The sequence below is a fragment of the Runella rosea genome (genome assembly GCF_003325355.1).
Classification (GTDB): domain Bacteria; phylum Bacteroidota; class Bacteroidia; order Cytophagales; family Spirosomataceae; genus Runella; species Runella rosea.
Map to the genome: position 1 here is coordinate 1,432,821 of NZ_CP030850.1, position 15,970 is coordinate 1,448,790.

A 15,970-nucleotide genomic window follows, 5' to 3' on the forward strand; every position below is an offset into this window, starting at 1 on the left:
TTGTTGATTGATGGGACAAAGCTCCAGAAAAAAAACATGCAGCAAATCACCCTAATTGCGCCATTTTTAGCCCGTTATTTTCTAGACAAAAGTAGTTTTCGGAGCTTAATGTATCTGCATTTCATCTGTTAGGCTTTCTTTATGTTTTTTTCCCTCCCTAACTATAGGGGTAACCGTAAATGAGGGATATGACGGTAGAATATTTCATTTTTTGGTCAACAAGCACCCTTCCCCAACTATACAATTCTGCTCAATGCACAAAAAATTCGCCCTTTTGGGCCAAAATCCAACTTCATATTTGGGTAATATCGTCGCTAATAAACCCCTATAAATGGGTGATTTTTAACAAAATTGAATTGGAGAACTTTGTTGTCAGCAATCATAAAAGATTGCTGACAACAGATTAAAAAACCAAATTTTCAATTCATTTATGAAAAAAAGTTTATTGTTCCTGATGCTTGGGGTTTTCCTGAGTGTCATCCACGGTCATGCCCAAAATCGCACCGTTTCGGGCAAAGTGACCGCCGCCTCCGATGCAACCCCGCTACCGGGCGTTAACGTCGTCATCAAAGGCTCTGCCACGGGCAGCACCACCAACTCCGACGGGACCTTCCAAATTCAGGTTCCCAACAACGCCACGCTAGTGTTCAGCTTTATCGGTTATTCCTCCAAAGAAGTGGCCGTCGGTGCCCAAACCACCATTAACGTTATTCTCAGCGACGACGTCAAGCAATTGACCGAAGTGGTAGTAACGGCCGTCGGGATTGAGCGCAGCAACAAATCTCTGGGCTATTCAGTGGAGCGCCTCTCGGCCGATAAGTTGGTGCAGAAATCAGAACCCGATGTATTGAAAGCCATGCAGGGCAAGATTCCCGGGGTTAACATCAATGGCTCCGGAGGGGCAGCGGGGAGTTCGTCGCGGATTACCATTCGGGGAGCCAACTCTTTTTTTGGTAGCAACCAACCGCTTTTTGTGGTAGATGGTATTCCGTACAACAACGACCTAAACGAAAGTGGCAGTTTCCGTGACAACGGAGCCGCCTTCTCTAGCCGCATCGCCGACCTTGACCCCAACAACATCGCCTCCATGACGGTCTTGAAAGGGGCCGCCGCCGCCGCCCTGTACGGAACCCGCGCCGCCAACGGGGTAATTGTGATTACGACCAAATCGGGCACCAACAAGCTGTCAAAGAAAGGATTGGAAATTACATACAATACGTCATACTCCGCCGAGAAAATCGCGAGTTATCCTGATTTCCAGAACAAATATGGTTCTGGTTCGCAGCAAGTCTACGCCAACGCCAACGGAACTTGGGGCCCCGCATTCGGCCTAGGCCGCACCTACAACGCGGCAGGTGGTTGGGCCAATTCTACCGCCCCCGTCGACTCCATTCCGATTTGGGTGGGATACAACACCTACGCAACCAACTACCCCGCACTGGCCGCGCAATATGGCCTGCGCCCTGGCGGAAACGTGGCGTACCAAGCATATCCCGACAACGTGAAGAATTTCTTCCGCACGGGGAGTGTCTACGAAAATTCGGTCAGCATCACGGGGGGCGGCCCCAAAGCCAGCGTTACGTCAGTGATTTCGCGTACCGACCAGCAGAGTTTTTTCCCAGGCTCAGGTTTTGAACGGACCAACATCAGCGTGGGCGGAAATACTACCCTCGACAACGGCTTTATCGTCGGGGCCAACTTAGCTTATACAAATACCATTCAAAACAGCCCTCTCTTTGGGGGCGATGGTACCTCTCCACTGGCGCGGATGTTTCAGCAACCTCGTAACTGGCCACTCGACCAACTGCCCTACGAAGACCCGTTTGGCAATGGTGTCTTTTTCTTCCCGTTTGGACAGGCCGACAACCCGTATTGGTCCGTTAACAACAGCATTTTTACGAGCAAAGTAAACCGCATTGCCCTGAATGGCAGCATTTTGTATGACATTACCAATTGGTTGAACGTAACTTACAAAGGAGGTTTCAACAGCTACAACGACAACCGTTTTCAGCGTATTTCGGCGGGTTCGCTTTCGGGCGCTCAGGGGGTTGGAAGTATGCAGTTTGACGCCATTGAATTTCAAGAACAAGACCACAACGTGCTGTTTAATCTCACGCAAAACTTAACCTCGGACATTAATCTGCGGGCCATTGTAGGCGCCAACTACAACCAACGCGGCAGCGACCAAACGAGCGTAAACGGGCTAGGCATAGTAACCCGAGGCATCGATTTGATTACCAACGTCAGTACCGTAACGCCCAACACTGGCAATACTGGCATCAACAAGCGCCGGATGTACGCGGCCTTTACTGACATGACCTTGGGGTACAAAAATTACTTATTCTTAAACCTCACGGGCCGTAATGACTGGTCGTCTACCCTGCCAGCATCTAATCGCAGTTATTTTTACTATTCTGGCAGTGCTTCATTCATTTTGACCGAGGCGTTCAATATCAAATCCAAAGCCCTGACAAACGCAAAACTGCGGTTGGGTTACGCCAAAGTAGGTCGCGATGCCGACCCTTACCAAACGCTCAATACCTTCAGAATCAATTTCGGAGAAAGCTCGGGACAGACGGGTTCCACCCGCTATAATGATTATCCCTTCAACGGTCAGCCGGGCGCATCGGTGGCTTCTTCGGCATTCGACCCCAACCTAAAACCTGAATTTACGAAAGAGATTGAACTCGGAACCAACCTTGAGTTTTTCGGCGGTAGAGCAGTGATTGATTTTACGTACTACAATCGCCTCAGTACCGATATTATCGCCCGTCGTTCGTTGCCGCAGTCATCGGGTTACACTTCTTTTGTAACCAACTTCGGTTCGATTCGTAACTCAGGCATCGAAGCGGGGATTACCTTGGTGCCGATTCAACTCGCAAATAGTTTTAAATGGGATATTTTTGCCGCGTACACCCAAAATAAAAACATCGTAGAATCACTGGCCGACGGCGTCGAAGAAGTGACATTGCGTAATATTTTTACCAACAACCCGATTCCCGTGGTTCGCCCCGGCGAGTGGTTTGGGGTATTGCGTGGAACGGCCGTGGCCCGCGACGAAAAGGGCAACGCCCTCATCAATCCCAATACGGGTCTGACCATTCCTGACATCCAACAGAAAATCATCGCCAACCCCAATCCCAAATTTATTTTGGCGGTAACCAACACGTTGAAATACAAAGGCTTTACCCTCAGCGGCGTGGTTGATTATCGCCACGGCGGCGACCTGTATTCATGGACAAACCAGTTTTTGCTGGGTCGTGGGGTAACGCAGGACACCGAAGACCGTGAAGTTCCTAAAGTAGTAGCTGGCGTATTGGGAGATGCCAACACCCTCAAACCACTGCTTGGCGGCGACGGACAACCCATCCCCAACAACATTCAGGTAATGGAAAACAACCTGTGGTTTCAGGCAGCGGGCGGAGCATTGGCTATCAACGGCCCCAATGAATTCTCGGTGTGGGATGCATCTGTGGTCCGCTTACGCGAAATCACCTTAGGATATTCTCTACCAAAAACGTTGTTGTCAAAAACGCCATTTGGCGCGGTGAGCCTCACACTAAGCGGACGCAACCTGTGGTATTTTGCGCCCCACTTCCCCAAACACGCCAACTTCGACCCTGAAGTCAACACGTTTGGCAACACCAATACCCAAGGAATTGACTTTTTCTCAGCTCCGTCCGTGCGTCGTTTCGGGGTCAATTTGAGCGTTACATTCTAAACGGAAAACGGAAATATGGAGAACGAAAAATACAATCGTAAATCCAAAATTCCGTAAAACGGACAACGGTAAATGACTACATCACTTAATTCTGAAACACAATGAACCGAATAAATCATTATATAAAATATGGCGTGCTGACGTTGGCCATGCTGCTGCTGAACGCCTGTAATCTCGACATCAATACGGACCCCAATAACCCTTCGGCAGTCTCAACAGCCCAGTTGCTGACCAATGCGCAATTGGACATTGTCAACTCAATTGGGTCAGGGTCTCCAGGATTGTCCAACCCTGCGGGGGTTTTTGTACATCAGGTCACCCAACGTAGCACCAATGACCAATATGCCATTACAGGGCAGGATTTTGCAGGAACACAGGCCTGGGCCAATCTCTACCGTGCCATCCAAAACCTGAATGTACTATCTGACCAAGCCACTGCTAGCCAACAGTTTACCTACGCTGGCGTGGCCCAAATTATGAAAGCACTGGCGTTTAGTTACATGGTCGATGTATGGGGGGATGTACCGTTTACGGAAGCCAGTACTGCGGCCAAAATTCAATTCCCGAAGTTTGATAAAGGGCAGGATATTTATCCGCAGCTCTTTACCCTGATTGACGAAGGAATTGCCAACCTCGCCAAAACGTCGGCGCTCAGCCCCCGTACCGATGATTTAATTTATGCGGGCAATTTGGTGCGTTGGCGGCAGTTTGCCAAATCCTTAAAACTAAAACTGTACAACCAAATTCGGTTGGTACAAAATGTAAGTGCGCCTGTGAATGCGCTGATTGCTGAAGATGATTTAATGAAGGCAGGGGGAAACTTTTCGCTAAACTACGGCACCTCAAGCGCCCCCGATAACCGTCACCCTGCGTTCAGGGAAGATTACAACATCACCACCACGGGGCGTGACAATTACATCAGTCCGTATTTTCACGAAATCCTGCTCGGAACAAGTACATTGAATCCCATTTTGACGGGTATCCAAGACCCCCGGATTCCGTATTATTATTTCAATCAACTTTCGGCGGCGCGTCCCAACGCCCAAAACGCGGTAGAATATCGAAACGGCAACTTTGTCTCCATTTATTTTTCGTCGCAAGGACCGAACCAAGGATTTGACCAATCTTCATCCATCGCAATTATAGGGCTTTACTACTGTGGCGGGCGTTTTGACGACGGAAATGGCGTAAGCGCTGCCGGGGTAAGCGGAGCCTCCGCACGCGGCGACGGTCCACAGCGTATTTTGCCGTATCACTCGCACTTATTTACCCGGGCCGAGCTGGCCCAAACGGGGGTGAGTACGGGCAATGCCAAACAGCTTTTCAGCGACGCCATCAACGCGGCATTTGCCGAAGTCAATGCCTCCGCCGCACGGGGCGGAGCGCCTGCCATCACGGCGGCGGCCATCAAAGAATACGTTGATGCGGTGTTGGTTAAGTACGACGCGGCTTCCGACAGCGGTAAGTTGGAGCTAATCATGACCGAAAAGTGGATTTCAAATTTTGGTTTCGCACTTGAATCTTACAACGATATTCGTCGGACGGGGTTTCCAAAAATTTACGACCCCAACACCGACGGCATCCCCTTTACCAACGTAAATCGGGGCTATCCGCAATCGTACCCCTATCCTACTCCTGGAGAGCTGCAACTGAACCCCAATGCCCCCCCGCAACGCGTGGTAGCAAACGACAAAGTGTTCTGGCAAAAGTAGTTGGCTCTTGAAGAGTGACTCCTTATTTGTTAATCAATAATGAAAAAATCATGAAAAATAGCATAAAAATATCCTTTGTTGGCACATTACTGGCCATTGCTTTTTGGGGCTGCGAGCAGAAAAGCCCTTTTCCTGAAATCAAAAACGGTGCCCATTTCGTGGCATTGCCCGACCCGCTGCCCACGGCCGTTACCGCCGCCAATGTCAACACCATCCCCGTGCCGTTGACAGGTGTGGCCTCAGCCTCGATGAGTTTTACCACCAAAAGCCAAAACGCGGTTGAAATTGAGAAAGTGGACGCTTACGTCAGCCACGTCAGAGGAACCGTCGTTACGCCAGCGGCGACTACAAGCGCCCCGCATGGAGTGATGGTAAAGTCTATTACGGCACTCAACGGTAAAGAGCAAATCTCGGTCAATGAGTTACTGACCAAGACGGGATTTGCGACCGCCAACTTGCGCGCCAACGACCGTATTCGGGTGCGTTTTGTGGCCACCATGAAAGATGGCCGGGTATTTTCATGGCAAAATTCAGGGCCAGGAATCACCGTCAACCCACTCGGTAGTACCTTTACGCCCCTGCTTGATGTCTTGTTACAGTAACACAAAATCAAAATACATTCAGCGGCCCGTGGATTCACGGGCCGTTTTTTTATGTCCTAGCCCATTGATGCACTCAAACATAACACACATTAATACGCTATTATACAGACACTTAACCGAAAAATAAATTCATTTAACTCAATAAATGAACGATTTTAAGGAAGCAATTGTAATATATACAATTACAATTAATGTATTTACAGATATGAGCTTACTTGAAAATTTGCAGTGGCGCTACGCCACTAAGAAAATGACGGGAGAGAAAATTCCACAAGAAAAAATTGACTATATACTGGAAGCTATACGCCTGTCGCCCTCTTCGTCGGGTTTACAACCTTACGAGATTTTGGTCATTACAAATCTAGAATTGAAAGAAAAAATACGGCCCATTGCCTTTGACCAAAGCCAAATCACCGATGCCTCACATTTGTTGGTTTTTGCCGCTTGGGATAAATATACCGAGCAACGTATCAATGATTTCTTTGCTTTTTCAAACGCCGAAAGAGGTTTGCCAGACAGCGCGACGGATGCCTACCGTACGCGGTTGATTACGATGACCACGACGCAAACACCCGAACAAAATTTTGCACATACCGCCAAACAGTCAGCCATTGCCTTGAGTATTGCGATGCTGGCCGCAGCTGAACAAAAAGTAGATGCCACCCCGATGGAAGGCTTCAATGCCGCAGCATTGGATGAGCTTTTGGGCTTGAAAGACAAAGGATTAAAAAGCACCGCCATCTTGGCTTTAGGCTACCGCGATGAGGCAAACGACTGGTTGGCAAAGCTCAAAAAAGTTAGAACGCCTAGCGAGTTGCTGTACACCCACTTGAACTAATAAACCCTTTACGGGTTTATATTCAGCATTTTACCTGTGTTTTTTTACTAATACTTATGCTCTCTGTTTCGCCGCAGAGAGCATTTTTTGTATTCATGAAGCAACACCCTGAACTGACGAAAGGAAACCCCACACATTGGTGTAAAAAACGGACATTACTTCAACTCCTGTCCCTGAATTATTCCTCTTCCAATGCTTCCAACACATCCATTAATTCCCCGAATTCTTTGTAACCCGGACGAATTTCGTCGCTTCCGCGCAGGACAATACCTGCAATATTTACATCATCGAGGAGAAAATCTGCGTTGTCAACCGTAACTCCGAAGCCTAATAAAATGGAAAAACGAGTAGACAGTGTGTTCAAAAATGACGGCCAGTCACCATCTAAAGCGGTGTCTGAACTTGATTCGAGCAAAAAATACGTCGCGTAGGCCGTATAATTGGTCATGATTTCTTCAATGGTGTCGGCATCCTGATCGGCTTCAATGCGGAGGATAAGGGGCTTACTGGTTTCACTTTTAAGCCAAGGCAACAATTCGGCATGACTCACCTGAATCGCATCGGGCTGGTACTGAATCAACTTTTCTAACAATGTTTCGGCCTCAAGGGAGTCCGTTTCGGCTACAATTTGAACCCCAGATACCCAAGACCGAATATCTTGAAAACGCTTTAAGTCAACATAAGTATCACTTGTTTCATCAATCGAAAATCCAAGCATCTCAACCCCCATCCCCGCGCAATAGCGGGCGTCTGACAGGTTGGTAACATTACTGATTTTTACAATGGTTTTTAGCATACTTCCATAAAATTGAAGGACAAATATACGGCTGAAAATGAGAAATCACTGCGGGAAATGCCCACAGTGATTTCTCTACGAATATACCTACGCCCGCAATTACGTTCTCCTTACTTCTTTTTGACCTTTTGAATGGTAAACGGAATGCATAAATCCTCAGGACAACAATTGACACCCGGCTCAATGATGATCGGGCAACAGCCATTGGCAGGACATGTTTGATTGGAAGCCGTGAAAGTATACGTGCCTATTTCAGTCAATAACACGGTGTTGCCAGCGGCAATCGGGGCTGTTCCTCCGTTTTTAAACCATTGCACATTGGTTAAAAACACTGGGACATTGACCTCCACTTTTTCAGTTGGACACAGCTTGAATGGCACCGTAAAACACTGACTTTCGATGTCATCCTCTCCCAGTTTACCATCTCCTGGGGTCGAGTCAATGTCTTTTTCATTGGTCTTGCTGATTTCTGCCGTGTTAAAATGAACCCCTTCCTGAACAGCTTTTACTTTGTACGTCAGCGTAACTGTGTCGCCATTGGCTCCTGCGTTGGCCGCAATACCGCCAATCGTCCACGTAATCACATTACCACTAATGGATGCGCTGCCGCGACTGGCCACAAAACTACCCGCTACAAACTGTACCGTCGTGGCAATGCTATCGGCCACTTCCACACCCGTTGCCGCTGTGTTGGATTGATTGAAAACCTTAATCGTATACGTCAGCGTATCGCCAATCTGTGCTATCTTAGTATTAATGGACTTCCTAAGCGCCAAATCTACTTCAACGGTACAGTTTTGTGCGTTGATGGTGACTGCTACCCGCCCAGTGCTGATGGCGGCGGGGCAACTAGTATCAGTGCTGCGGGCCTGTGCGTAGAAGACGGTATCGCCAGTAACGCTTCCCACTGGTTTATAGTTTAGGCCTGTAAAGACTGCCGCTCCGCCAGATGCCGCAGTAAACCACTCGACCGTGGCCAAACCAACGACGGTTGCTTTGATGGTCGGGAAGGTATCGCCAATACAAGCGGTTAAACTTGGGGTAATCAATACTGGTAACGGTGGATTACAGTTACAGTTTGGCCCCGTAATCAGGGTGTCGAATTTACACACTGCACTCAGGCTATCGGTGATTTTCAACGTAGCTCCCGTCGGAATACCCGTTACGGTGTAAGGGTTATTTCCTGTCAACACACCTTTGTCAACTTTTACCATACCCATTTTATTGGTAACACTGAAAGTCAGGCTGTAGGTTTGCACATCGGGCGAACAAACAGGCGCAGTCGTCAAGGTGATGTTTGATTTGATACAAGGAACTACCAGACCTGCATCAACCGTCAGATTATTGGTCGCCAAGCTATCAGCAGGTGTCGTTGGATTAAAGACTGGAGCAAGCGTAATGACCTGGCTCAAGCCCGAACTTGGGTTAAAATCAGAATCTTTGGTATCGTCGCTTAGGGTATTTTGTTTGGTTGTAATAACACAGGTATCTGGCAAACTCGTTTGGTCGATTTCGACGATGTAGTCGCCTGCGGACAGATTTCTGAACAAATATAATCCGTCATTGTCGGTGGTTTTTGTTTGCAATACGGGGCCTGTTTTGGTGCCTCCCGAAGCTGCGTACAAGTTTACTTTCACGCCCACTACGCCTTTTTCGGTTGGTAAATCCTGCAAGCCGTTGTCGTTAGCATCTTTCCAAATCAAATCGCCAATGCTACCCACAGGCTTGTCGCAAGCGGGAGCCGTGACCGTGATGCTGTCTTTGCAACCGCCCGCACCTGTGATGATAAGTTTAACACTCGCGGTGGTCAATGGAATGTTGGCAATGCTATCACCCGTAATGGTCAAACTTGGCACCGTCGTCACCGTGCCACCTGTGGCGGTAAACTTGATAGTGTAAGCCGTACCGTTTAAGCGGCAGGCAGGAAAACTACTCGCCGTGGCAATGGTCGGTTTGGGATTGACCGTTACTACTACACTCGCCGTGTCTTTACAACCAGAAGCATTTTCGGCTACCAATACATAGGTGGTAGTGGTGATGGGGCTTACATTTGTGGGCGTTGAGACTGATGTACCGCCAGCGGTGGCAATGGTCCACGTTGGGTTAAGTAAAGAAGCATAGTCAATGATTTTTGAAGTCAAATCCACGGTTTCGCCTTCGCAAATGGTGGCTGCGCCGTCAGCGATAATTGGTTTAGCATTGACGGTTAACGTTACAAAAGCAGTATCGGCACATGTTGAATCACCAGTGGTATTGATAATAACAGCATAGTATTTAGTACCTGCGGTTGTGAGCGCAGTACCTGTTGGGGTATAAGAGGCCGTAGTCTGACCCGCAATTGCCGTTCCCAAATTGCTCGTTGTATCGGCCAATGGGCCGTACCATTTATAATCTACGCCTGTACTTGGCGCAACAGTATATGCGGAGGCATTATCTCCCGCACAAATTGTTTGGCTTTTGACACTAACTACGGCTATGGGTTTAATGCACAACTCAACACACTCATAAGTGTACGTCACTTTTGCACTTGCGTAGGCTCTTGTACGCTGGATGGCAAAGATGTTGCCACCACCACCGCTCAACGAAAGACCTGATAATGTACTGACATTCAGAGGAACGTTTCCTGTACCGATAAATGGGGCTAAATCGCCAACAGTTGTATAGGTGAATGAACCCTTTGCCGTATCTTCAACCATCGGAACAAGGAGCATATCATCGTCATTAACGGCATTGCCCGTGGCATTGGTTACCCATCTTGGGTCCGTCCGTGGGTCTTTGAATAAAGTTAGATAATCACTCACCCAAGACGACATACGACCCAAAGTAGTTAGGGTACTACCCTGTAAAACATCCCCTAACCAATTGCCGCTCGCGGGCACCAAAATACCCCCTGGCAGCGTCGTTTCAGGAATAGGCATCGTCAATGAGGAATTAGCAATCTCCACACCATTTAGTTCAATAAAAGCATCCGACGTTCCAGTTGCTTCAAACGTTTGTGATTGGGCCGCACGATTTTCAAAAACGAACGTAGTCTTACCGCCTACTACGTACTCCAACTTAACTGATTTCAAAACTCTTGTGCCACCTTGCTCATCAAACTTGGGAATTATTATTGGTAATTTATCAAGATCAGTTACATCAACTTGAGTAGCATATTCGTAACTAACGGTGCTTGGAGTACCCTCTACGCAGGCTACTGCACAAGTGCCAGAGTCAATAATGGTGAGGGTTGTCGAACAGCCCGTTACATTATCGGTAATGGTAAGCGTGACATTGCCTTTGCCAGCGCTACCCATGGGAGTACGCAGCGCAGCCTCTAAGCCACAGTTGAGCGATGTTGCAGGGCTACCGTTAGAAAGCGTTACTGCCAAAGGATTGCCGCCCTGCGTAGCCGTAACGGTAAAAGTATGCAAACTGATGGGCGTGTCGGCTACATTAATGCTGAACGTCATGTAGTCATCGGTAGCATCTTCTGGCGTTCCGTTGGCATGACAAGCTGCCGTAGCCGCAGGCACACTGATCACGGGCAGCGCCGCTACCGTTACCGTAGTGTCTTTGAAACAATCGTTGGCCCCGTTGAAAACCCGAATTGTAAAGGTTGAATCAGCCGCGTGACTGATGTTGTTTTTTAAAATTACTGACAATGTACCTACCGCCGTGGCCGCCGCATAGGCTGGCCCTGTATAGGTATTGCCTTTACTTATACCGTATTTATCTCCGTTGGTCGCCGTCAATTCGATTTTGCCGGGTATGGTGCACGTAGGATTGGTGGCTACTACAGTGCGAGTAGGTTGTGTACATACGGGAGCGCTTCCACAATCTGTTATTGAACAATCAACGGTGTAGACAACCGTTGTCGCTTGATTGTTGGCATTCACTACATCAAAAGCATTTCCAGCGGTGTTTTGATCACAAAACTTCATGTTTGTACCGTTGAAACCCCCACTGACCGAAATAGTACTCGTGCCGTTTAAGACCACTATCCGCCCATTTGTTCCGGTAACCAGTTTGTTGATTGTCAGGTTACCATCTTCGATAATGAGCGTACCCTCGTTCAACTTACCTGGACCGTTGAAATTCACATTACCCTTCACTTTTACACACCCACTATTGATGTATTCTTTCCCTGGCCCTTTATCTCCGACAATAAACTCACACGCAACTGAGCCAAAGTTGCCACAAATTGTTTCGGTCAACCCCTCATTCAAAAAAGCCCCATGATTATAAAAGTAACGGCCTATTGTAATCTTGCCACTGGCATCATTATAAAAACGAAAGGCTTCTTCGTTCTCTAAGTTGGACACTGTAAAAATGCCGTAATTCTCAAAAGTATTGCCATTACCAATCTTAAACAAAGACGTAGCGGTAGCGGTCATTATCGACGTCGGAGTGTCGTTGTAGAGTTGGAATGTACCTTGATTGTTGATGCCAGACGTTGCCGTCCAAGTCATTGTACTGCTGTTGCGGATAATTACCCCTGAGCCAAAACCCTGGGAGTCGGTGTTGAGGGTAGCCCCCGCATTATTATTTACCTCCATTGTGCCACCACCATTAATATTATAGCTACCGTTCATGTTGAAAGTACCATAATTATTGATGACGAGGTTTCCACTAACGTTAAAGCCAAAAGCCTGCGTCCATGATACCCCCGGCGATATACATATCGTATTGACCCCCGACCCATTGAAATTGATGTTTAATCCACTGGGTGCATTTCCCGTAATACAAAGCGTCTCCCCGCCATTTAGGGTAAAGTTGGTACTTCCTGAACCATTGTAAGTATAGGTGCAAGTGCCAGGACATTGCGCGTTGAGGTTTAGAAAGGCACTTAAAAATAAAAAAATAGTAAACAGTATTTTCATGATTTTAGGCTTTTGTACATTCCCTAAAAACATACCAACTATCCTGCCAAAAAACACAAAACATTAACAATAAATATGCCTATTAATACAAAAAAGCCCAATCAAATGGGCATAAAAACCTAAATATCAATGACTTATATTCCAATACGTTCAATAAATTTAATAACAAAAAAAAGTATATATTTTAAAAAAATATATACCCAATAGGTTTATCCTTATCTAAACCTTCTCTTCTAATGAATTATTGTTTATTTAACAGAATCCATGCCAAATAGCAATTTTATCAACTCTGTTTTGAAATGACCACTGGCATCGTAAATAAGTTATTGCTGCGTTTTTTCTCTTTATAAATCCTTGAAGGGTCTATTTCTATCTCTAAAAAGTATTGACCACTTTTTAAATTTTTGGGTAGTTGGATGTATTGCCCTTCATACATCATTCCATATGTATCATAGCCTCCAACACTAATTCCCTGCTTTTTAGATTTGCAGTCTACATAATTACCCATTCCATAGTTGGGCAGGTTTTTTTGCCCAAAATTCACCGAGTCTACTTGACACAGGCCATCGTTATTACAAATTCCTGAATCAAATAAGCAATAACTCACTTTTCGGCTCTTACCAACCACTACTTTTTTCACGAAAAGCCCTTTTTTTTGCTTCTTTATCAATCTAAACTCCACCCATCCATCTACGTGAAAATGATTATGACCGGGCTGGTCGTCAAAGTAATTGGTGCCAGCATCATAGTCATGCCATTCAATTTTGTCCCCATTTTTTTTATATACACGCTGGTATAACTTTTGCCTTGGGAAAGCCCCATTTGCGCATTTAGAAGCCGAATCCACACGGGTATCTCCGCAATACCATTCTCCTTTGCCAACCGTTTCCAGGGGACCATCGCCAATATTGGCAATAGAAGCCGCAAAACGTAATTGACCTGGATAGTAGGGGTCATCTTTGGGATATTCTTTCCACTGTGTCTGCGTAAATGTAGGAAGAATGATAAAATCTGGTAAAAGTTCGCACGATGCCCCTTCCTCTTCACAACTACATCCAGCTCCGTTTTCGATACTACATGGACCTTTGACTAAGTCGGGCATGGGATTTGAGGAAAACTCAAGGGTAAAGAAATTCAGGCTTCCTCTTGCCCCTGTCTTCAGATCTGAAATAAGAAGTTTCCAAGTTCCATTAGGATTGGTATGATTGTTAAGAAACTCAAAACGTCCGTTGGGCGTATATTCTCCCTCAAAAGGAGCCTTTCCATCTTGAATATACCCAGAGAAACCATTGGCCCGAAAGCAAGTTCCGTTATAATTGGCACCAACATCTCCTCCGTTTCGATTACTCAGCCAAATACTTGCCCCAGCGGGATTAATAAGTTCAATTTTTAGGTCAGATACTTTACTGTGTGTAATGTCAAAGCAAACTTTTGTCAAACCAAAATTCATATCTATTTGTGGGGGCAACCCCTTGATTTGGACAGAAAATGTATCAGCTAGCTCTTTACCGTTAAAATCAGCTATACGCCCTCCTTGCGCATAAAAAGTCTGAGCAAAGCTATCTGTAACCAAAGTTACCCAAAGAAGCAGTGTACCAATAGTATGTACAATTACAAATCTCATTATTCGTATGAAATACTTTAAGGAAAAGCCACATCAGATTCTAAACGCGTGGCATAGTCATAATCAAGTTCATCAATATGTTTCAAAAGTCTTTTTGAAGCACTTCCAAGAAATATAAAATGTGTTTTCTTAATCGCCTATAAAAGCTCAATCCTTAAATACCTTCCCCAACCGACACTTCGGCCAGCAACGTAGACTTGGCCCGACCTCTAAACACCCCCGTGACAGGGGCAATCAGCACTGGGTCGGCAGAGGCCGCTAAATGTACGTGATTATTAATTACCGCATTGCCTTCTGTCGGGTCAAATCCCCTCCAGCCTGCTCCGGGCAAAAAGACCTCAGCCCAAGCGTGTAAATCATGCTCTTGAAGGGCATTTCCGTACAAATAACCGCTGACAAAACGTGCGGCAATGCCCAAAGCGCGGCAACACGCCACAAAAAGCTGTGCAAAATCGCGGCAAGTGCCCTTACGGCCAATAAGGGTGTGTTCGGGCAACATCGGAGGACCAACCTCCCGACGCTCGTACATAAAACTTTGAGAAATATCGCGACACAATGCCGTCAGAAAAGCAACGGTCTTCCAACGTTCGGAAGCCGCCGTTTGACGCGCATATTGCTCCACATACGTAGTTACGCCTTCCCGCACCAGATAAGGTTGAAGCAGTTTTTTTAGTGACTCGGGATATTGAAAAGGAATTTGCTCAGTTTCAAATGGAAACAAGACAAAGCCAAACAGATTAAAGTCATCCGAACGTACTGCCATTTGGACCGAAACGGTCAACGAAGTGGTAGCCTCCCGAAAATAGGCAATATGCTGGTGGTTTCCTTCGGCGTCGATGTTTTGAACCAACATGGAGGGTACGGGGTCAACCGTCATCGAATAACTGACGATTTGTTGGTGCGGATACGCTTTAGGAAAAAGGTAAAACGTATGCGGTTCTAAAATTACCGATTCAGAATACGTGTAAAATAGCCGATGACTGACGTTCAGAATCATAATGTTGAGCCTTCCTTTCTCGATAAACTTAAAACAAAACGGCAGGGAAAACCCCTGCCGCTACTTTAGACTTTTTCACGTAGTTTTTCAAAAACTGGGTCCATCCAGTCATTGGGTAAGCGCTGGACGGAATTTTGGAGCAACATGCTCCATTGCAGCGACAGGTGAGCCAAGTCATCTTTCTGAAAACGATGCTCCGTGACGTGAAAACTATCCCGCTCATACATCACCACATCAATCGGATAATCCACATCATTGGCACTTACCCGGGTTGAGTCAAAGGATAGAAATCCAACTTTCAGCGCCTCCGCCAAGGAAGAGCCATACTTCAAACTCCTGAAAAGCAACGGCTTACCATAATTAGAATTTCCAATCACAAAAAAAGGAGAGGTTTCACCCACCTCCACCCAGTTTCCTTCAGGATAAAGCAAATACAGCATGTGCTCGCCATCGTCTTCCAGTTGCCCGCCAACAATGGCATGTAAATTAAACCGCAACCCAGCTGCATCCAGCGCCTCTTTGTCTTCGTTCGCCACCCGACGAACCTGCTGCCCGAAAGCATTCACGGCCTTGTATAGTTTATTAAAACTATGGTCCTGTTCTTCCAGTACTTCCCGAAAATACGTCACCGCTTTGTCACGTACCGAACGCAACCCCGATGTCATGATAAACATTGAGTGGTGCTCCAACTGGTGAACGGAGATTTTTTTATTGGTACTGACCTCCGTGCCCGAAGTGAGCCGGGTGTCGGCAATCGCCACCAAGCCTGATGCGACTTTAATACCAAGACAATACGTCATAATCTTATAAATAAAAGA

General features: G+C 46.6%; 9 protein-coding genes. 4 read left to right on the forward strand and 5 right to left on the reverse strand.

Annotated elements, in window-relative coordinates; all coding sequences use genetic code 11:
* Window positions 1–430 precede the first annotated feature (430 nt).
* From DR864_RS06090 to DR864_RS06105, 4 genes are all read left to right on the forward strand, one after another.
* Window positions 431–3,721, forward strand: a complete 3,291-nt coding sequence (locus tag DR864_RS06090; RefSeq protein ID WP_114066117.1) for a SusC/RagA family TonB-linked outer membrane protein — start codon at window positions 431–433, stop codon at window positions 3,719–3,721.
* Between the two features lie 101 nt (window positions 3,722–3,822).
* Window positions 3,823–5,433, forward strand: coding sequence for a SusD/RagB family nutrient-binding outer membrane lipoprotein (locus DR864_RS06095; protein WP_114066118.1), 1,611 nt, complete (start codon window positions 3,823–3,825; stop codon window positions 5,431–5,433).
* 50 nt (window positions 5,434–5,483) lie between these two features.
* The gene (locus DR864_RS06100) at window positions 5,484–6,035 is read left to right on the forward strand and encodes a hypothetical protein (RefSeq protein WP_114066119.1); all 552 of its coding nucleotides are present in this window, start codon (window positions 5,484–5,486) and stop codon (window positions 6,033–6,035) included.
* A 205-nt stretch (window positions 6,036–6,240) separates the two neighbouring features.
* Complete coding sequence (locus tag DR864_RS06105; RefSeq protein WP_114070176.1) at window positions 6,241–6,873, forward strand: NAD(P)H-dependent oxidoreductase; 633 nt, start codon at window positions 6,241–6,243, stop codon at window positions 6,871–6,873.
* A 178-nt stretch (window positions 6,874–7,051) separates the two neighbouring features.
* Here DR864_RS06105 and trpF read toward each other — a convergent pair whose 3' ends face one another.
* From trpF to DR864_RS06130, 5 genes are all read right to left on the reverse strand, one after another.
* Window positions 7,052–7,669: a phosphoribosylanthranilate isomerase gene (gene trpF / locus DR864_RS06110; RefSeq protein ID WP_114066120.1), complete on the reverse strand. Its 618-nt coding sequence runs from the start codon at window positions 7,667–7,669 to the stop codon at window positions 7,052–7,054.
* Between the two features lie 110 nt (window positions 7,670–7,779).
* Window positions 7,780–12,531, reverse strand: a complete 4,752-nt coding sequence (locus DR864_RS06115; protein WP_162793577.1) for an SdrD B-like domain-containing protein — start codon at window positions 12,529–12,531, stop codon at window positions 7,780–7,782.
* 283 nt (window positions 12,532–12,814) lie between these two features.
* On the reverse strand, window positions 12,815–14,155 hold the full coding sequence (locus DR864_RS06120; RefSeq protein WP_114066122.1) for a proprotein convertase P-domain-containing protein: 1,341 nt from the start codon (window positions 14,153–14,155) through the stop codon (window positions 12,815–12,817).
* Between the two features lie 154 nt (window positions 14,156–14,309).
* Window positions 14,310–15,152 (reverse strand): transglutaminase family protein, encoded by an 843-nt coding sequence (locus tag DR864_RS06125; RefSeq protein ID WP_114066123.1) that lies wholly within the window; start codon window positions 15,150–15,152, stop codon window positions 14,310–14,312.
* Window positions 15,153–15,217: 65 nt separating this feature from the next.
* On the reverse strand, window positions 15,218–15,952 hold the full coding sequence (locus DR864_RS06130) for a proteasome-type protease (RefSeq protein ID WP_114066124.1): 735 nt from the start codon (window positions 15,950–15,952) through the stop codon (window positions 15,218–15,220).
* Window positions 15,953–15,970: the final 18 nt, after the last annotated feature.

Coding starts and splice junctions, on each gene's coding strand:
- DR864_RS06090 (WP_114066117.1), top strand. CDS start 431: ATGAAAAAAAGTTTATTGTTCCTGATGCTTGGGGTTTTCCTGAGTGTC.
- DR864_RS06095 (WP_114066118.1), top strand. CDS start 3,823: ATGAACCGAATAAATCATTATATAAAATATGGCGTGCTGACGTTGGCC.
- DR864_RS06100 (WP_114066119.1), top strand. CDS start 5,484: ATGAAAAATAGCATAAAAATATCCTTTGTTGGCACATTACTGGCCATT.
- DR864_RS06105 (WP_114070176.1), top strand. CDS start 6,241: ATGAGCTTACTTGAAAATTTGCAGTGGCGCTACGCCACTAAGAAAATG.
- trpF (WP_114066120.1), bottom strand. CDS start 7,669: ATGCTAAAAACCATTGTAAAAATCAGTAATGTTACCAACCTGTCAGAC.
- DR864_RS06115 (WP_162793577.1), bottom strand. CDS start 12,531: ATGAAAATACTGTTTACTATTTTTTTATTTTTAAGTGCCTTTCTAAAC.
- DR864_RS06120 (WP_114066122.1), bottom strand. CDS start 14,155: ATGAGATTTGTAATTGTACATACTATTGGTACACTGCTTCTTTGGGTA.
- DR864_RS06125 (WP_114066123.1), bottom strand. CDS start 15,152: ATGATTCTGAACGTCAGTCATCGGCTATTTTACACGTATTCTGAATCG.
- DR864_RS06130 (WP_114066124.1), bottom strand. CDS start 15,952: ATGACGTATTGTCTTGGTATTAAAGTCGCATCAGGCTTGGTGGCGATT.